Below are 17,088 nucleotides of genomic sequence, written 5' to 3'. Positions count from 1 at the left end.
CGATTCCTGACTAGACTGCCGACATGGTTCCCGCGAACCATGATTTGCCGGTCGGATGCCCCTCCAAGGGGGCTCCCGGACAAGGAACGGACAGGAGCATTCATGGACGAGCGTACCGGCACCTCCGCGAGGAAACCCTGGTTGCCCCTGGTGGTGGCGCTGGCCTTGCTGGTGGGGCTTGGCGGCCTGGTGCTGTGGCAGTGGCTGGCGCTGGAAAACCGCAACCAGGCGGAGTACCAGCGGCGTTTCGGCCTGGAAAGCGAAGAGATCGCCGAGCGTCTCGCGACCCGCATGCGCGCCTACGAAATGGTGCTGCGAGGCATGTCCGGCCTGCTGGTGGGCAGCTCCGACGTGCTTCCGGATGAATGGGCCAAGGCGGCCGACCAACTGCACCTGCAGGACCGCTACCCGGGCATCCAGGCGCTGGCCTGGGGCCGCTATCTCAAGCGTGACCAGCTCAACGACTTCGTCGGCACCACCCAGGCCGATGGACGCCGCGACTTCCGCGTCTTCCCGCCCGGCCCGCGCGACGAGTATGTGGTGGTGGACTACACCAGCCCGCTGGACTGGCGCAACCGCCGCACCCTGGGCTTCGACATGCTCAGCGAGCCGGTGCGGGCGCAGGCCATCGAGCAGGCCCGGGAAAGCGGCGAGGCACGCCTCACCGGTCCCCTGAGGTTGAAGCAGGAGACCGACCAGGACCTGCAGAGCGGTGTGCTGCTCTACATGCCCGTGTACCGTTCGAACGTCCCGGCGACCACCGCCGACGAGCGGCGCGAGGCCTTCATCGGTGCGGTGGCCGGGGCCTTCCGCCTGCATGACCTGATGAGCGGCATCCTCGGCAACCGGGTGCGCCTGTACCGAGTCGGCGTCAGCGACCTGGAGGCCGGAGCCGTGCTGCTCGACGATGCCATCGACAACGGCCTCCCACCGCGCTTCGAAGAGCAGCGCCAGATCAAGCTGTTCGGCCGCACCTGGGCACTGAAGGTGAGCAGCACTGCCGAATATGAAGCGTTGCTGGTGGATGATCGCCTCAGCTACAGCCTGTGGACCGGCCTGGCCGCCGCGCTGCTGTTGTCGCTGCTGGTGGGCGGCTACCTGCACCTGCGCGAGCGCCAACTCGCCGCCAGCGACCAGGCATCCTCGTTGCTGCGCGAGCGCGAGGAGCGCTTGCGCATCCTGGTCGAGCGCCTGCCCGTGGCGACCCTGCTATGCGATGCCCAGGGCCGCATCGAGATGGCCAATCGCAGCGCCGCCGAGCTGCTCGGCTGCGAATCCGACCTGCTTTCCGGCCAGCGTGTGCGTCGCTACCTGCCACGCCTGCTGGACCTCGACGAAGAGCGGCTGCGCAGTGGCGAGGAAGAGTTCCAGATCCAGCGCGACGATGGCGGCGATGGCCTCGCCTCCCTGAGCCTGACCTCCCTGAACCAGCGCGACGGCACGCGCTACCTGATCAACCTGGTGGACCTGCAGGCGCGGCGTGCCGCCGAGGAGCGTTTCCGCCTGGTGGTGGAGGCCTCGCCCAACGCCATCATCCTGGTGGACCTGCGCGGCAGCATCGTCATGGTCAACCGCCAGGCCGAGCAGATGTTCGGCTACAGCCGCCAGGAGCTGCTCGGCGCCACCGTAGAGCGCCTGCTGCCGGAGGCCCTGCGCGAGGCCCATGTGGGGCTGCGCGAAGGCTTCCAGAAGAACCCCGAGCCCCGGCGCATGGGCAACAACCGCGAGCTGTTCGGCCAGCACCGCGACGGCCGCATGATTCCCCTGGAAGTGGGCCTGTCGCCGATCCGCAGCGGCCGCGAGACCTGGGTCCAGGCGGTGGTCATCGACATCAGCGAGCGCAAGGCCGCCGAGCAGCGCCTGCGTGACCAGGCCGAGCAACTGATCCTGGCCAACCGCTACAAGTCGGAATTCCTCGCCAACATGTCCCACGAGCTGCGCACACCGCTCAACAGCATCCTCATTCTCAGCGACCAGTTGCGCCAGAACAGCGCCGGCAACCTCACCGAGAAGCAGTCGCGCCATGCCGACATCGTCCACCGCGCCGGCAGTGACCTGCTGCAGCTGATCAACGACGTGCTCGACCTGGCCAAGGTCGAGGCCGGGCGCATGCAGCTCAAGCTGGAGCCGCTCAATGTGCAGGATGTGCTGGTGGAACTGGACGCCAGCCTGCGCCCCATGGCCGAGATCAAGGCCCTGCGCCTGATCACCGGGGTGGAGCCCGGCGTGCCCCGGGTCATCCACAGCGACCGCGTGCGCCTGCACCAGATCCTGCGCAACCTGCTCTCCAATGCCCTGAAGTTCACCGAGCAGGGCGAGGTGGAGCTGAGTGTCGGGGTCATCGACCGCACCGATGGCGATGGCCGCGAGATCATCCGCTTCACCGTGCGTGATACCGGCATCGGCATCCCTGCCGAGCAGCACGAGCGTATCTTCCAGGCCTTCCAGCAGATCGACGGCTCCACCAGCCGGCGCTTCGGTGGCACCGGCCTGGGCCTAGCCATCACCCGCCAGCTGGTGCTGGCCCTGGATGGCCAGATCCGTCTCACCAGCACGCCGGGGCAGGGCTCCAGCTTCATCGTCGAACTGCCGGTGGCGGTGGGCTTCGAGGCGGAGAAAGAGGCTGCCGGCGAGGCCCTGCCTGTACGCAACGGCACCGGGCCGGCGGTGCTCATCGTCGAAGACGATGGTGATTTCGCCAGCGTCATCGCCGAAGCCGCGCAGAGCCATGGCTATGCCACCGTGCTCTGCGGCAGTGGCCGACAGGCGGTCGCTCTGCTGCAGCAGGAGCGCTTCGCGGCGGTGATCCTCGACATCCTCCTGCCGGACGTCAGCGGCTGGCAGATCTACCGGCGCCTGCGCAGCCAGGCCCTGCACCGCGGCACGCCGGTGCACATCATCTCCTGCGTGCCGCAGCCGACAGATTGGTTGGACGATTCCACCCGTTACCTGGTCAAACCCATCGCCCGGGAAGATCTGGAACGGGTCTTCAACGACCTCGAAGCCAATGTGCCCCCGGACCCGCATCGCCTGCTGCTGGTGGAGGACGTCGCCATCGAACGTGATCACTACCGCGACCACCTGGAGGAGCTGGGCTTCTCCGTAACGGCCGCAAGCAGTGCCGAAAGCGCCCGCCAGGCATACGCGGACGGGCGTTTCGCTGCGCTGGTGATCGACCTCGACCTGCCCGACCAGGACGGTTTCGACCTGCTAGATAGCCTCGATCGGCAGCGTCCGCTGGCTGACTCGCGTGTGGTGATCAACACTGGGGTGGACGTCACCCTGCAGACCCTGCAGCGACTGCGCCGCTATTCGGCGGTGGTGGTGCGCAAGGCGGGGGATGACCTGGATGGGCTGAGCTCGGCGGTGCAGGGCTTCCTCGGCAGCGTGCGTGCCCTCGCCGGGCAGGCGCCGGGAGAGGCGGGAAGCCGCTCGCTGCAAGGGATGCGCGTGCTGTTGGTGGATGACGATGTACGCAATATCTATGCGCTCAGTGCGCTGCTGGACGAGGTCGGCCTCGACGTCAGCGCCGCGCGGGATGGCCTGGAGGCCATCGAGAGTTACCAGCGTGAACCCTTCGACCTGATTCTGATGGATATGGCGATGCCCAACATGGATGGATACACCGCAACCCGCCTGCTCAAGGACGAGCATGGCTGCAACATCCCGATCATCGCGCTCACCGCCCATGCGATGAAGGGTGACCGGGAGAAGTGCATTACCGCAGGTGCCGACGACTACCTGGCCAAGCCCGTGAGCCGCCAGGAACTGATCGACCTGCTCCATCGCTGGCTGGACGTTTCCGGAGGCAGCGATGATGCAGCCACTGCCTAAGCTCAAGGGACCCGAAAACATCCTCCTGGTGGTCGATGACCGCCACGAGAACCTCGCCGCCATGGAGGCGGTGCTGGACGACTCCACTTGGGACGTACGCACCGTCGACTCGGGGGAGGCGGCCCTGCAATGCCTGCTGGAGGAGGAAGTGGGGCTGGTGCTGCTCGATGTGCAGATGCCGAAGATGGACGGCTTCGAAGTCGCCCGGCTGATGCGCGGCAGCCCGCACACCCGCTACACGCCGATCATCTTCATCTCCGCCATCGCCCACACCCAGGAAGCCGTGCTGCGTGGCTACGCCAGTGGCGCGGTGGACTTCATCCTCAAGCCCTTCGACCCGCAGGTGCTGCGGCACAAGGTGCAGTCGCTGCTGGAGCACGAGCGCAACCGCCGTGACCTGCTGCAGCTGACCCAGCAGCTGGACAGCGCCCGCGCCTTCAACGCGTCGGTGCTGGAGAACGCCGCCGAAGGCATCCTGGTGGTGGGCGAGGACGGCATGGTCAACTTCGCCAACCCGGCCATGGCGCTGATGCTGCAGGGCTCGGTCAGCGACCTCGAAGGCAGCCCCTTCCTCTCGCTGCTCTCCAGCCCCGAGATCGTCGGCGACTGGCGCCTGTCGGAGTTCTACCGCCACTGGAAGCGCGGCGAGCCCTACCGCCTGCACGACGCGGTGCTCAACACCCTCAATGGCGGCACGCTGCCGGTGGCTCTGTCCTGCGCGCCGCTGCCCCGGGCCCAGCGCTCGATGGTAGTGATCAGCCTGGACATGTCCGCAGTGCGCCAGCTGCACGCGCAGCTCGAATCCCAGGCCATCACCGATGCGCTCACCGGGTTGCTCAACCGCCGTGGTTTCCACCAATCGCTGGATGCGGCGCTGGCGCGTATCGAGCGCAGCGGCAAGCGCATGGCGGTGCTCTACCTCGACCTCGACGGCTTCAAGCGCATCAATGACTCCCTCGGCCACGACGCCGGCGACCAGGTGCTGCGGCGCGTTTCCGAGCAACTGAAGACCTGCCTGCGCCCCTACGACATCCTCGCGCGCATGGGCGGTGACGAATTCACCGCGCTGATCGACTCCCTGGAGCACCCGGAAGACGCGGCCAGGGTGGCCGAGAAGCTCATCGAGCTGGTGTCGGTGCGCTACCGCATCGACGGCATCGACATCACCCTCGGCGCCAGTGTCGGCATCGCCTGCTTCCCCGAATGCGGGCAGACCGTGGACGGCCTGTTGCGCGCGGCGGACATCGCCATGTACGAGGCCAAGCGTGCCGGCCGCCAGCAGTACCGCTTCTTCTCCCCGGAAATGAACGGCCGCGCCCGCTCGCGGCTGATGCTGGAAGAGAGCCTGCGCAACGCCATCGAGCAGGATGATTTCGTGCTCGTCTACCAGCCGCAGATCTACCTCGACAGCGGCCGCCTGCGCGGCTTCGAGGCGCTGCTGCGCTGGGAGCACCGGGTCGCCGGCACCGTCGCCCCCAACGTGTTCATCCCGCTGCTGGAGGAGACCCGGCTGATCAACCGCCTGGGCGACTGGATCCTCGAACAGGGGGTCAGCCAATGCACCCAGTGGCGGGAGCGCTTTGGCGAGGACCTGGTGATCAGCATCAACTTCAGCCCGGTGCAGTTCGGCATGCCGACCCTGGTGGACGACCTGCGCGAGGTGCTGGCGACGCACGGGCTGAAACCGTCGCAGATCGAAGTGGAGGTCACCGAAAGCGCGCTGATGCAGGACCTGGACAACACCCGCGAGCAGCTGCGCCAGCTGCGCGAGCTGGGGGTGCGCATCGCCATCGATGACTTCGGCACCGGCTACTCGTCCCTGGCCTACCTGCGCCACTTCGAGCTGGACACGCTGAAGATCGACCGCCTGTTCATCTCCAACATGCTGGAGTCGCCCCGCGATGCCGCCGTGGTCAGCACCATCATCGACCTGGGCGCCCACCTGGGGCTGGAGGTGATCGCCGAGGGCGTGGAAACCCTGGCCCAGCGCGATTGGCTGATCGACCACGGCTGCTCGATCATGCAGGGCTTCCTGGTCTCCCCGGGGCTGCCGGTGGCCAAGGCCGAGAACTTCCCCCTGCAGGTGGACTGGGCGAGCTTCAAGCCACAGGGCTGAGGCCACTGCGCGACGCCCGCCCTGGGCGCCGCGCACATACCCATCCGCGACTACGACCAAATGATGGCAAGCGCCGGTCATGGGGCGTCCTACACTTGCCCCACGGCGCGCCCGTGCAGCCGGCCAACCCAAGGAGTTTTCCCATGTATTGCCTGTTTGTGGCCTATCCGAACAATGAGGGCGGCACCTTCGATTTCACCTACTACCTGGAAAAACACATCCCCATGGTCAGCGAGATGCTGGGGGACAACTTCGTCAAGGCCGAAGTCCGCAAGGGCCTCGCCTCCGGTGACGGCTCCGCCGCGCCCTTCCTCTGCGTGGCGAATATCTGGATCAAATCCATCGACAGCCTCCAGGCCTCGCTGCGCAAGCACGGCCAGGCGATCAACGAAGACATTCCCCGCTACACCAACATCGCCCCGCTGCTGCAGGTGGACGAGGTGATCTCGGGTTAAGGCAGACATCCGTAGGTTGGCGCCGAGCGCAGCGAGGCCCAACGCAGTAGGGCCCGGCATCGTTGCATTGGGTGTGTGACGGGTAGGTCGGGTGCAACCCGACGCCTCTCCGTGCGCCACTTCGCGGGTTTCACCCGCCCTACGGGGCTGCCTGACCGACGAGTTGGATAGATACTGCGCCCATGAAAAAGCCCGCCAATCGGCGGGCTTTCGCGTTACGGGGCGCTGCCTCAGCGGCTCGGCGGGAATTGCTGGTGCAGCTGCTCCAGCTCGGCGTCCTTGGTTTCCCACAGCTGGTTGACCCAGAGCTGGAAGGTCTTGCGGTAGGCCTCGTCCTGGTCGTAGCTGCGGCCGATGAATTCCTGGGGAATCGGCATCGCCTGGATACGCACGATCACCTCGGGGATGTTCCCGGCCATCAGGGTCCAGAAGCTCGGGTTGCCCTCGGGGTAGTGGATGGTGACGTTGAGCAGCGCCTGCATCTGCTCGCCCATGGCGTCGAGCACGAAGGCGATGCCGCCGGCCTTGGGCTTGAGCAGGTACTTGAAGGGCGAGTTCTGCTCACGGTGCTTCTGCTCGGTGAAGCGCGTGCCTTCGAGGAAGTTGAAGATGCCCACCGGGTTGTCGCGGAACTTGTCGCAGGTGCGGCGGGTGGTTTCCAGGTCCTTGCCCTTCTTCTCCGGGTGCTTGGCCAGGTAGGCCTTGGAGTAGCGCTTCATGAAGGGGAATTCCAGCGCCCACCAGCACAGGCCGATCACCGGGACCCAGATCAGCTCCTGCTTGAGGAAGAACTTCAGCGGGCGGATGCGGCGGTTGAGCACGTACTGCAGCACCAGGATGTCCACCCAGCTCTGGTGGTTGCTGGTGACGAGATAGGAGTGCTGGTAGTCGAGGCCTTCGAGGCCTTCCACCCGCCAGCGGGTGTCGCGCACCTGGTTCATCCACACCTTGTTGCAGCTCACCCAGCCCTCGTGGATGAAGTTCACCACCCAGTTCAAGGCCAGGCGCACGGGGCGGAAGGGCAGGGCCATCTTCAGCAGGCTGACGGCGAACAGCGGCCAGCACCAGAACAAGGTATTGAGCGCCAGCAGCAGGGAGGCGATGACGCCGCGCACGGAAGCGGGAAGGAAACTCAGCATGAAAGGTCGGGACCTCGTTCCTGGACGGTCTCTGCCGCCCTGTTGAGGGGACGCTGCGAACGCAGCAGGGCCAGTGGTGGCACAGGTTAACGCCTGTTCACTGAACTGCAAGCGGCAAGGGTGACCGCCCGGTCGGGCAGCGCGGCCACCCGCCGGGCAGGGTGCTCAGTCGCGGGTCGCCGCCTGGATGGCGGTGAGGGCGATGGTGTAGACGATGTCGTCCACCAGGGCGCCGCGGGAGAGGTCATTCACCGGTTTGCGCAGGCCCTGCAGCATGGGGCCGACGCTGACCACCTGGGCGCTGCGCTGCACCGCCTTGTAGGTGGTGTTGCCGGTGTTCAGGTCGGGGAACACGAACACCGTGGCATGGCCGGCCACCGGGCTGTTGGGGGCCTTCTGCCGGCCGACGCTGTCGATGGCGGCGGCGTCGTACTGCAGCGGCCCGTCGATCAGCAGGTCAGGGCGTGCGGCACGGGCCAGGCGGGTGGCTTCGCGCACCTTCTCCACTTCCTCGCCGCTGCCGGAGTCGCCGGTGGAATAGCTGATCATCGCCACCTTGGGCTCGATGCCGAAGGCGGCGGCCGAGTCGGCGCTCTGCAGGGCGATTTCCGCCAGCTCGGCGGCGCTCGGGTCGGGGTTCACCGCGCAGTCGCCATAGACCACCACCTGCTCCGGCAGGAGCATGAAGAACACCGAGGACACCAGCTTGTAGCCCGGCGCGGTCTTGATCAGCTGCAGGGCCGGGCGAATGGTGTTGGCGGTGGTGTGCACGGCGCCGGAGACCAGGCCGTCCACCTCGCCCAGGGCCAGCATCATGGTGCCCAGCACCACGCTGTCTTCCAGTTGCGCAGCGGCCATGGGGGCGTTGAGGCCCTTGCCCTGGCGCAGCTCGACCATGGGCTCGACGTAGCGCGGGCGCACCAGGTCCGGGTCGAGGATCTCCAGCCCCTCGGGCAGCACGATGCCCTGGGCGACGGCCACGGCTTGCACCTCTTCGGGCTTGGCCAGCAGCACGCAGCGGGCGATGCCACGGGCCTGGCAGATGGCGGCAGCCTGCACGGTGCGCGGCTCGGCGCCTTCGGGCAGGACGATGCGCTTGCCGGCCAGTTGCGCCCGTTTCACCAACTGGTGGCGGAAGGCCGGGGGCGACAGGCGCAGCTCGCGCGGGGTGCCGCAGCGGTCGCGCAGCCAATCCTGGTCGAGGAAGCGGGCGACGAACTCGGTGACCTTCTCCGCGCGCTCGCGGTCGTCCACCGGGATTTCCTTGTTCATGCGGTTGAGGTTGGTGGCCGTGTCGTAGGAGCCGGTGGCCACGGCCAGCACCGGCAGGCCGCCCTGCAGGGCGCCGCGGCACAGTTCCATGATGCGCGGGTCCGGCGGGAAGTCGCTGCACAGCAGCAGGCCGGCCAGGGGCACGCCGTTCATGGCGGCCAGGCTGGCGGCGAGGATGATGTCGTCGCGGTCCCCCGGGGTCACCACCAGCACGCCGGGCTTGAGCAGCGGCACGGTGTTAGGCACGGCGCGGGCGCAGAGGACGATGGTCTGCACCCGGCGCTGTTCGTAGTCACCGGCGTTGATCACCCGCGCGCCCAGCAGGTCGGCCACGTCGCGGGTGCGTGCGGCGTTCAGCTCGTCTTCCCAGGGGATGCAGCCGAGCAGGCGGAAGTCGTCGCTGCGCAGGAGCGAGGAGTTCTCGCGGATCTGCTCGGCGAAGTCCGCCTCGCGCACCTTGTTGAGGATCACCCCGAGCACCTTGGGGTCGCGCGGCCCGCCGAACAGCTGGGCCTGGATCTCGATGCGGTCGGAGAGCTCGGTGATGGTTTCGTTTTCCGGGGCCGAGACCAGGATCACCTCGGCGTCCAGGCTCTTGGCCAGGTGGAAGTTGACCCGTGCCGCGTAGCTGGCGTGGCGGGTGGGCACCATGCCTTCGACTATCACCACGTCCTTGCCTTCGGCGGCCTGCTGGTAGCGGCTGACGATCTCTTCCAGCAGCTCGTCGAGCTGGCCGTCGCCGAGCATGCGCTCGACCTGGGACAGCTCCAGCGCCTTGGGCGCGGTGAGGCCGTGGGTGCGCGCGATCAGTTCGCTGGAGCGCTCGGGGCCGCGGTCGCCCGGGTGGTGCTGGGCGATGGGCTTGTAGAAGCCGACCTTGAGGCCGGCCAGCTCCAGGGCACGGACCAGGCCCAGGCTGATGGAGGTGAGGCCGACGCCGAAACCGGTGGGGGCGATGAAGAATGTATGCATGGAGCCGCCTTAGTTGAGCAGGGCGAGGGTGTCGAGGGCGATCTGCCGCTCCTCGTTGGTCGGGACCACGAGGATGCGTGTGTGACCGTATTTGTGGATCGGGCCGGCGATGCCGCGGATGCAGCGGGCATTGGCCTCCTTGTCGATGGCCAGGTCGAAGAGCTTCAGGTGCGCCACCGTCTTGCTGCGGATCAGCGGCGAGTTCTCGCCGATGCCGCCGGTGAAGATCAGGCCATCGAGCTGGGGCAGGGCGCAGCTCATGGCGGCCAGGCTCTTGGCCAGGCGGTAGCAGAACACCTCGATGGCCAGGGTGGCGCCGGGGTGGCCCTGTTCGCGGGCCTGCTCCAGGGCGCGCATGTCGTTGGACAGGCCGGAGAGCCCCTTGAGGCCGCTCTCGCTGTTGAGCACGCGGGTGATCTCTTCCAGGCTCCAGCCCAGGGTGCTGGCCAGGTGGCTGTGCAGGTTGGGGTCGATGTCGCCGCTGCGGGTGCCCATCGCCAGGCCTTCCAGGGGCGTCAGGCCCATGCTGGTGTCGCGGCTCTGGCCGTCGACGATGGCGCAGGTGGAGCAGCCGTTGCCCAGGTGCGCGGAGAGCCAACTGCTGTCGCCGATGGACAGCCCGGCGATTTCCGCCGCACGGTGGCTGACGTAGCGGTGGCTGGTGCCGTGGAAGCCGTAGCGGCGCACGCCGTGGTCGCGGTAGAGGTGTTCCGGAACGGCGTAACGGTAGGCGTGCTCGGGCAGGCTCTGGTGGAAGGAGGTGTCGAACACCGCCACCTGGGGCAACTGCGGGTAGACGCTCATGGCGGCTTCGATGCCCTGCAGCGCCGCCGGGTTGTGCAGCGGGGCGAGGGGGGCGATGGCGCGAATCGCCGCGATCACCTCGTTATCCAGGCGGCGCGCCGAGGTGAAGCGCTCGCCGCCGTGCACCACGCGGTGGCCGATGCCGTGCAGCTTGCCGCCGGTGGCCGCCTGCACCAGGGGCAGCAACTGCGAGAGGGCGACGCGGTAATCACCGTTGGGAATCATCAGGCTGTCCTTGTCGCCGCCACGCTGCCAGCGCAGTTCGGCGTCGCGGCTGCCCAGGCGCTCGGCGATGCCGAACAGGGGGAATTGCGAATGGGCCTCGCTGACCAGGGCGAACTTGATCGACGAACTGCCACAGTTGATCACCAGAATGTTGCGTGAGGGCATCATTGCTCCTTGGTTGGTTCGGGGTCCGCGCCACGGGCGCACCAGCCGCAGGAAAAGGGCTGTCCACGCCGTGCTTCGCGTTGTGCCGGGTCCAGCACCCAGGCGCGCGACTGCCAGGGCGGCTGGTGGCGCAGGTGCTGGGTATGGCCGCAGGACAAGACTGCCACCCAATGGCCTTCGTCATCCTGGCGGAAGTCAAGTAAGCGTACGATCCGTCCGTCAGCCTTCGGGTCGCAATCGGCCGTCTTGGCAGTTAGACTTGCACGTTCTTCAATCTTCTCCAAAAGGTCTTGCACCATGCTGATTGCCGCCAACAAGGCTGTCTCCATCGACTATACGCTCACCAACGACGCCGGTGAGGTCATCGACAGCTCCGCTGGCGGCGCGCCGCTGGTGTACCTGCACGGTTCCGGCAACATCATCGTCGGCCTGGAAAAGGCCCTCGAAGGCAAGCAGGCCGGTGATGCGATCAAGGTCGCCATCGAACCGGAAGATGCCTACGGTGAATACAGCGCCGAACTGGTTGCCACCCTCAGCCGCGCTATGTTTGAAGGCGTCGATCAGTTGGAAGTCGGCATGCAGTTCCATGCGTCCGGCCCGGACGGCGGCATGCAGATCGTCACCATCCGCGACATCGATGGCGACGACGTGACCGTTGACGGCAACCACCCGCTGGCCGGCCAGCGCCTGAGCTTCGACGTGAAAGTGGTCAACGTGCGTGAAGCCAGCGCCGAAGAGATCGCCCACGGCCATATCCATGGCGAAGGCGGTCACCACCACTGATCGGCGGGCAGCCAGGCGACTTGCGGCAACGCTCGGTCGCCTCGGGGCTGCTAAGCTCTGATCAACCGAAAAGGCGCCCACGGGCGCCTTTTTTGTCCCGCTGCGATGTTCCCTTGCGACGATCCAGGAGTTTGTCATGAGTGCATTCCACGACCTCAACCTGCGTGCCCTCGACGGTCAGGAGCTGCCTCTGGCGCCCTACAAGGGGCAGGTGGTTCTGGTGGTCAACGTCGCCTCCAAGTGCGGGCTGACACCGCAATACGCCGGGCTGGAAAAGCTCCACCAGCAATACCGCGACAAGGGTTTCACCGTGCTCGGCTTGCCGTGCAACCAGTTCGCCGGCCAGGAGCCTGGCAGCGAAGACGAAATCCGCGAGTTCTGCAGCCTCAACTATGGCGTGAGCTTCCCCCTGGGCAGCAAGCTGGAGGTCAACGGCCCCGGCCGTCATCCGCTGTATCGCCTGCTGGCGGGCGAGGGCGCCGAATTCCCCGGCGACATCACCTGGAATTTCGAGAAATTCCTCGTCGGCCAGGACGGCCGCGTGCTTGCCCGCTTCTCCCCACGCACCGCCCCGGACGACCCGGCCCTGGTGCTGGCCATCGAGAAGGCGCTGGGCTGAGGCGCTCCTCCCCCTGATGGCGGGACCTACGTAGGGTGGATGGCGCTTTTTCATCCACCAGGCGGTGCCACTGGGAATTCCCGTGGTGGCAGCCCTGCGGCCTGCTTGGCGACTGAAGTCGCCCCTACATGGGCCGTGGTGGGGCTTGTAGGTCGGGTGCAACCCGACAACGCCGCACCCACCCTTCGCGGGTTTCACCCGCCCTACGGCCTGAAGTCGCCCCTACATGAGTCGTGATTGGGAGGCACATTCCGTGGGGAATTCATTCGCGATGGAGCCCCCAGTCGCTCGCAGCCAGGTGCCGGCGACGGGGCTTTCGCGGCTGAAGCCGCTCCCACAGGGGGCTCGCAGCGGGGCCGAACATCGCTGCGTTGGGCCTCGCTGCGCTCGGCGCCAACCTACGACGCCCCAACCGCCCTTACCTTCACGACAGGTCATTACCGCCGGGTAAGGCGCGCCTGCTTTCTGACCCAAAATCACCCTGATCAATAGTGCTGTGCCGAGCGAGACGACCGGTCATATGCTCGGCGCCATGAACAGCATCCGACTCGACAAACGTGACCTGATCCTGGCCAAGGGCACCGGTGTGATGACCCGCGCGGGCTACCACGGTACCGGCGTGCAGGAGATCGTCCAGGCAGCGGGGATCCCCAAGGGGTCCTTCTACCACTACTTCGCCAGCAAGGAAGATTTCGCCCTGCAGGCGCTGGACTATCTCTACTCGCCGCGCCTGGAGCGCTACGCCCAGGCCCTGTCCGATCCGGCGAAGAGCCCGGCCCAGCGCATCCTCGACTACTACGGTGAACTGGTCAGCCATTTCACCCGCCACGAGAAGCTGGAGTACCACTGCTTCATCGGCAGCCTGAGCTTCGAGATGGCCGAGCTGTCGCCGGCCATCGCTGCCCAGGTGGACGCCATCCTGCAGCGCTCCGCCGACACCCTCCAGGCCTGCCTGGAAGAGGCCCAGCGTGCCGGTGAGCTGCCGGCGGACGAGGACTGCGCCAACCTCGCCAGCTTCATCGCCAATGCCTGGCAGGGCGTGCTCACCCGCCTCAAGGTCGGTGCCGGCGCCCGGCCGCTGTTCGATTTCATGACCCGCCTGCAGCGCCTGCTGCGGGTGTGACCCCTAAAGCCCATAAACGAGACGACCGGTCACTTGGCCGGAATCAGGAGACCCCGATGACCGCATCCGCAGACGCCCTGTTCGCCCCCTTCCGCCTCGGCGCCCTCGAGCTGCCGACCCGTGTGGTGATGGCGCCCATGACCCGCTCCTTCTCCCCGGGCGGCGTGCCCACCGAGCAGGTGGTCGAGTACTACCGCCGCCGCGCTGCTGCCGGCGTCGGCCTGATCGTCACCGAAGGCACCACCATCGGCCACCAGGCTGCCAATGGTTACCCCCATGTACCGCGCTTCTACGGCGAAGACGCCCTGGCCGGCTGGAAGACCGTGGTCGACGCCGTGCACGCCGAAGGCGGCAAGATCGTCCCGCAGCTGTGGCACGTGGGTAACGTCCGCCGCCTGGGCACCGAGCCGGATGCCAGCGTTCCCGGCTACGGCCCGAGCGAGAAGCTCAAGGACGGCCAGGTGGTGGTCCACGGCATGACCCAGCAGGACATCGACGACGTCGTCGCCGCCTACGCCCAGGCCGCCCGTGACGCCAAGGCCATCGGCATGGACGGCGTCGAACTGCACGGCGCCCACGGCTACCTGATCGACCAGTTCTTCTGGGAAGGCACCAACCAGCGCACTGACGGTTACGGTGGCGACCTGGCCCAGCGCTCGCGCTTCGCCATCGAAGTGGTCAAGGCCGTGCGCGAGGCCGTCGGCCCCGACTACCCGATCATCTTCCGCTTCTCCCAGTGGAAGCAGCAGGACTACACCGCCCGCCTGGTGCAGACCGCCGAAGAACTGGGCGCCTTCCTCAAGCCGCTGTCCGATGCCGGCGTGGATATCTTCCACTGCTCCACCCGCCGCTTCTGGGAGCCGGAGTTCGAAGGCTCCGACCTCAACCTGGCCGGCTGGACCCGCAAGCTTACCGGCAAGCCCACCATCACCGTCGGCAGCGTCGGCCTGGATGGCGAGTTCCTGCAGTTCATGGTCAAGACCGACAAGGTCGCGCAGCCGGCCAATATCGAAGGCCTGCTGGAACGCCTGAACAATGAGGAATTCGACCTGGTGGCCGTGGGCCGCGCCCTGCTGGTGGACCCGGACTGGGCGACCAAGGTCCGCGAAGGCCGCATGCAGGACATCCTGCCGTTCAGCCGCGACGCCCTGACCAGCCTGGTCTGAGCATTCGTCCCCCGGTGCGTCGGCCCTGCCGGCGCACCCATTTCCAGCCCCGTCTCGTGCGGGGCTTTTTTATGCCTGCGAGCCGGTGAAACCCTCAATCGGTTGGGCTGACTTGCGGGCGGGCAAGGCGCAAGGTCGCGAACATCACAACAAGCGCCGGTTCACCGGCCGAAGGAGTAGTCGTCATGCGCACTGGACTGGTAGTGGATGCCACTTGTGACCTGCCTCAGGAATTCCTCGCTGCCCACGGCATCCGTGTGCTGCCGATCCGTATCCACCTGGGGCGTGAAGCCCTGGTGGACCGCCGTGTACCCGAGGCCACCCGGCAGTTCTATGCCGAGCAGCTGGCCAAGGTCGGCCCGGAGGACCACAGCGACGCGCTGTCGGTGGCGGAGATGCAGCAGTGGTTCCTCGAAGAACTGGTCACCGCCTACGACCATGTCATCTGTCTGACCATCTCCAGCCTGCGCAGCCCGATCTTCGAGCACGCCACCCAGGCCTCCTTCAGCCTGCTCCAGCACTACCGCGAACGCCGCGCCGAGGCTGGCCTCAACAGCCCCTTCGCCATGCGCGTGGTGGATGGCCGCAGCATGTTCGCCGGCAGCGCCGTACTGGCTGCCGAGGCGGCCCGGCTGGTCGCCGCCGGCGGCCACCCGAGCGCGGTGCGGGCGCGGCTGGAACAACTTTCGGAGAGCGTCTGCACCTTCCTCATCGCCGACGACCTCGGCCACCTGCGCCGCCGTGGTTTCCAGAAGGGCGAGCGTGGCGGCCTGCTCGACCGTATGCGCGGCGCAGCCCTGGGACTGGGCTCGCTGCTGGATGTGAAACCGGTGATCAGCGTGCAGCAGGGCGAGGACAAGCCGGTGTCCCTGGCGCCGAGCTTCGAGCGCGCGGCGGAGAAGCTGCTGGCCCATGCCACCGCCCAGGTGCTGGCGGGCGAGTTGCTGGCGCCGCAGCTGTGCCTGAGCTACGCCGGGGACCTCTCGGTGGTGCGCGACCTGCCGGGCTTCGCCCAGCTGGAATCGGTGTGTGCCCAGCGCGAGGTGAACCTGCAGGTGGCGATGCTAAGCCCCACCGGTGCCATCAACCTCGGCAGGGGCGCGCTGAGCCTGGCCTTCGCCGCACCGGCCCGGCCTTTCGGCTGATCAGCGCTGGAGGCGGTCCAGCCCCGCTGTCACGCGGGGTTCGGGCAGCGCCTGGTGGACGTCGTGCAGGTGCTGTTCGAACTGCTGGATGATCGCCTCCCAGCCCTGGCGACCCGCATGCTGGCGCGCGTTCAGGCGCACCCGGCGCAGGGTTTCGCTGTCTTCCAGCAGCCAGCAGGCGGCATCGCTGAAGGTCACCGGCACGTCCGGCATCGCCAGGGCGCCGTTGTGGCCGTGGCGGATGTGCTGCGCCGCTGCGGCCTGGTCGAAGGCCACCACGCCGAGCCCGGAGGCGAGGGCTTCGAGCACCACGTTGCCGAAGGTTTCGGAGAGGCTGGGGAACAGGAACAGGTCGCTGGAGGCGTAGTGCCTGGCCAGCTCCTCGCCCCGCTGCAGGCCGAGGAACAGGGCCTCGGGCAGCTCTGCCTGGAGCTGTGCGCGCTGCGGCCCGTCGCCCACCAGGATCAGCCGCATGGTCTTCTGTGGATACGCCTGCTGCAGGGCGTGGAAGGTCGGGCCGAGCAGCCTGAGGTTCTTCTCCGGGGCCAGGCGGCCGACATGCAGCACGGCGATATCGTCCGGCCCCAGGCCCCAGGATTCCCGCAGCGCCGCGCAGCGCCTGGCGGGGTTGAACAGCTGGCCGTCGACCCCGCGGGAAAGCAGGGCCAGGCGCTCGAAGCCACGGCGCTGCAGCTCCTCGCGCTGGCTGGCGCTGGGTACCAGGGTCAGTTGCGAGGCGTTGTGGAACCAGCGCAGGTAGTTGGTCATCAGGCGGGTCAGCAGGCCGACGCCGTAGTGCCCGGTGTATTGCTGGAAATTGGTGTGGAAACCGCTGATCGCCGGGATGCCCAGGCGCCGCGCGGCACGCAGGGCGGAGAGGCCGAGCGGGCCTTCGGTGGCGATGTAGAGCACGTCCGGGCGCTTGCGCTTCCAGCGCGCGATCAGCTTGTGCAGGCTCGACTGGCCCCATTGCAGGCCGGGGTAACCGGGCAGCGGCCAGCCGCGCACCAGCAGCAGTTCGTCGCTGCTCTTCACGCCCTGGTCGCAGGCCTGGCGCGGGCGCACCAGCTGCAGGCGGTGGCCACGGGCGCGCAAGCCGTCGCACAGGCGCGCCAGGGTGTTGGCGACGCCGTTGATCTCCGGCAGGAAGGTTTCGCTGATCAGCGAGATGTTCAGGGGCAGCAGGCTCATGGATGCAGTGTCGAACAGCGCCATGTAGCCAGTGTGAAATTTGTATGACGACTGAGTGACAGCCCCGGCGCCAGTGGCC

Annotated in this window: 13 protein-coding genes; 8 read left to right on the top strand and 5 right to left on the bottom strand. The window is 67.3% G+C overall.

Features of this window, described 5'->3' with window-relative positions; all coding sequences use genetic code 11:
• The first annotated feature begins 102 nt into the window (after nucleotides 1-102).
• From PI990_RS26650 to PI990_RS26640, 3 genes are all read left to right on the top strand, one after another.
• On the top strand, nucleotides 103-3,834 hold the full coding sequence (locus PI990_RS26650; protein ID WP_271658976.1) for a response regulator: 3,732 nt from the start codon (nucleotides 103-105) through the stop codon (nucleotides 3,832-3,834).
• Nucleotides 3,815-5,950, top strand: coding sequence for a putative bifunctional diguanylate cyclase/phosphodiesterase (locus tag PI990_RS26645; RefSeq protein ID WP_271658975.1), 2,136 nt, complete (start codon nucleotides 3,815-3,817; stop codon nucleotides 5,948-5,950). The genes PI990_RS26650 and PI990_RS26645 overlap by 20 nt, the downstream gene beginning before the upstream one ends.
• A 143-nt stretch (nucleotides 5,951-6,093) precedes the next feature.
• Nucleotides 6,094-6,405, top strand: a complete 312-nt coding sequence (locus PI990_RS26640) for an EthD family reductase (protein WP_184487414.1) — start codon at nucleotides 6,094-6,096, stop codon at nucleotides 6,403-6,405.
• A gap of 230 nt (nucleotides 6,406-6,635) precedes the next feature.
• Here PI990_RS26640 and PI990_RS26635 read toward each other — a convergent pair whose 3' ends face one another.
• The 4 genes from PI990_RS26635 to PI990_RS26620 form a co-directional block, all read right to left on the bottom strand.
• Nucleotides 6,636-7,544: an acyltransferase gene (locus PI990_RS26635; RefSeq protein WP_263402687.1), complete on the bottom strand. Its 909-nt coding sequence runs from the start codon at nucleotides 7,542-7,544 to the stop codon at nucleotides 6,636-6,638.
• Nucleotides 7,545-7,709: 165 nt separating this feature from the next.
• Complete coding sequence (gene pta, locus PI990_RS26630; RefSeq protein WP_184487416.1) at nucleotides 7,710-9,788, bottom strand: phosphate acetyltransferase; 2,079 nt, start codon at nucleotides 9,786-9,788, stop codon at nucleotides 7,710-7,712.
• 9 nt (nucleotides 9,789-9,797) lie between these two features.
• Nucleotides 9,798-10,982 carry an acetate kinase gene (locus tag PI990_RS26625; protein ID WP_021222297.1) on the bottom strand — a complete coding sequence of 395 codons (1,185 nt, stop codon included), beginning with the start codon at nucleotides 10,980-10,982 and terminating at the stop codon, nucleotides 9,798-9,800.
• Entirely contained in the window at nucleotides 10,982-11,281 is a 300-nt protein-coding gene (locus tag PI990_RS26620) for a DUF3565 domain-containing protein (RefSeq protein ID WP_021222298.1), read from the bottom strand. The genes PI990_RS26625 and PI990_RS26620 overlap by 1 nt, the downstream gene beginning before the upstream one ends.
• Between PI990_RS26620 and PI990_RS26615 the strand changes: the two genes are divergently transcribed.
• From PI990_RS26615 to PI990_RS26595, 5 genes are all read left to right on the top strand, one after another.
• Nucleotides 11,280-11,765 (top strand): FKBP-type peptidyl-prolyl cis-trans isomerase, encoded by a 486-nt coding sequence (locus PI990_RS26615; protein WP_021222299.1) that lies wholly within the window; start codon nucleotides 11,280-11,282, stop codon nucleotides 11,763-11,765. The genes PI990_RS26620 and PI990_RS26615 overlap by 2 nt on opposite strands.
• A gap of 136 nt (nucleotides 11,766-11,901) precedes the next feature.
• Nucleotides 11,902-12,384 carry a glutathione peroxidase gene (locus tag PI990_RS26610; RefSeq protein ID WP_021222300.1) on the top strand — a complete coding sequence of 161 codons (483 nt, stop codon included), beginning with the start codon at nucleotides 11,902-11,904 and terminating at the stop codon, nucleotides 12,382-12,384.
• A gap of 532 nt (nucleotides 12,385-12,916) precedes the next feature.
• A complete protein-coding gene (locus PI990_RS26605; RefSeq protein ID WP_271658974.1) occupies nucleotides 12,917-13,507 on the top strand; it encodes a TetR/AcrR family transcriptional regulator in 591 nt (196 codons plus the stop codon).
• Nucleotides 13,508-13,563: 56 nt separating this feature from the next.
• Nucleotides 13,564-14,673 carry an NADH:flavin oxidoreductase gene (locus tag PI990_RS26600; protein WP_043239903.1) on the top strand — a complete coding sequence of 370 codons (1,110 nt, stop codon included), beginning with the start codon at nucleotides 13,564-13,566 and terminating at the stop codon, nucleotides 14,671-14,673.
• A 185-nt stretch (nucleotides 14,674-14,858) separates the two neighbouring features.
• Entirely contained in the window at nucleotides 14,859-15,818 is a 960-nt protein-coding gene (locus PI990_RS26595) for a DegV family protein (protein WP_043239906.1), read from the top strand.
• On the opposite strand, the gene PI990_RS26590 is transcribed toward PI990_RS26595, so the two are convergent.
• Nucleotides 15,819-17,033 carry a glycosyltransferase family 4 protein gene (locus tag PI990_RS26590; protein ID WP_081711407.1) on the bottom strand — a complete coding sequence of 405 codons (1,215 nt, stop codon included), beginning with the start codon at nucleotides 17,031-17,033 and terminating at the stop codon, nucleotides 15,819-15,821.
• Nucleotides 17,034-17,088: the final 55 nt, after the last annotated feature.

Source organism: Pseudomonas sp. TUM22785, assembly GCF_028198105.1.
GTDB lineage: Bacteria > Pseudomonadota > Gammaproteobacteria > Pseudomonadales > Pseudomonadaceae > Metapseudomonas > Metapseudomonas solani.
This window is presented reverse-complemented; position numbering and strand designations above follow the sequence as displayed.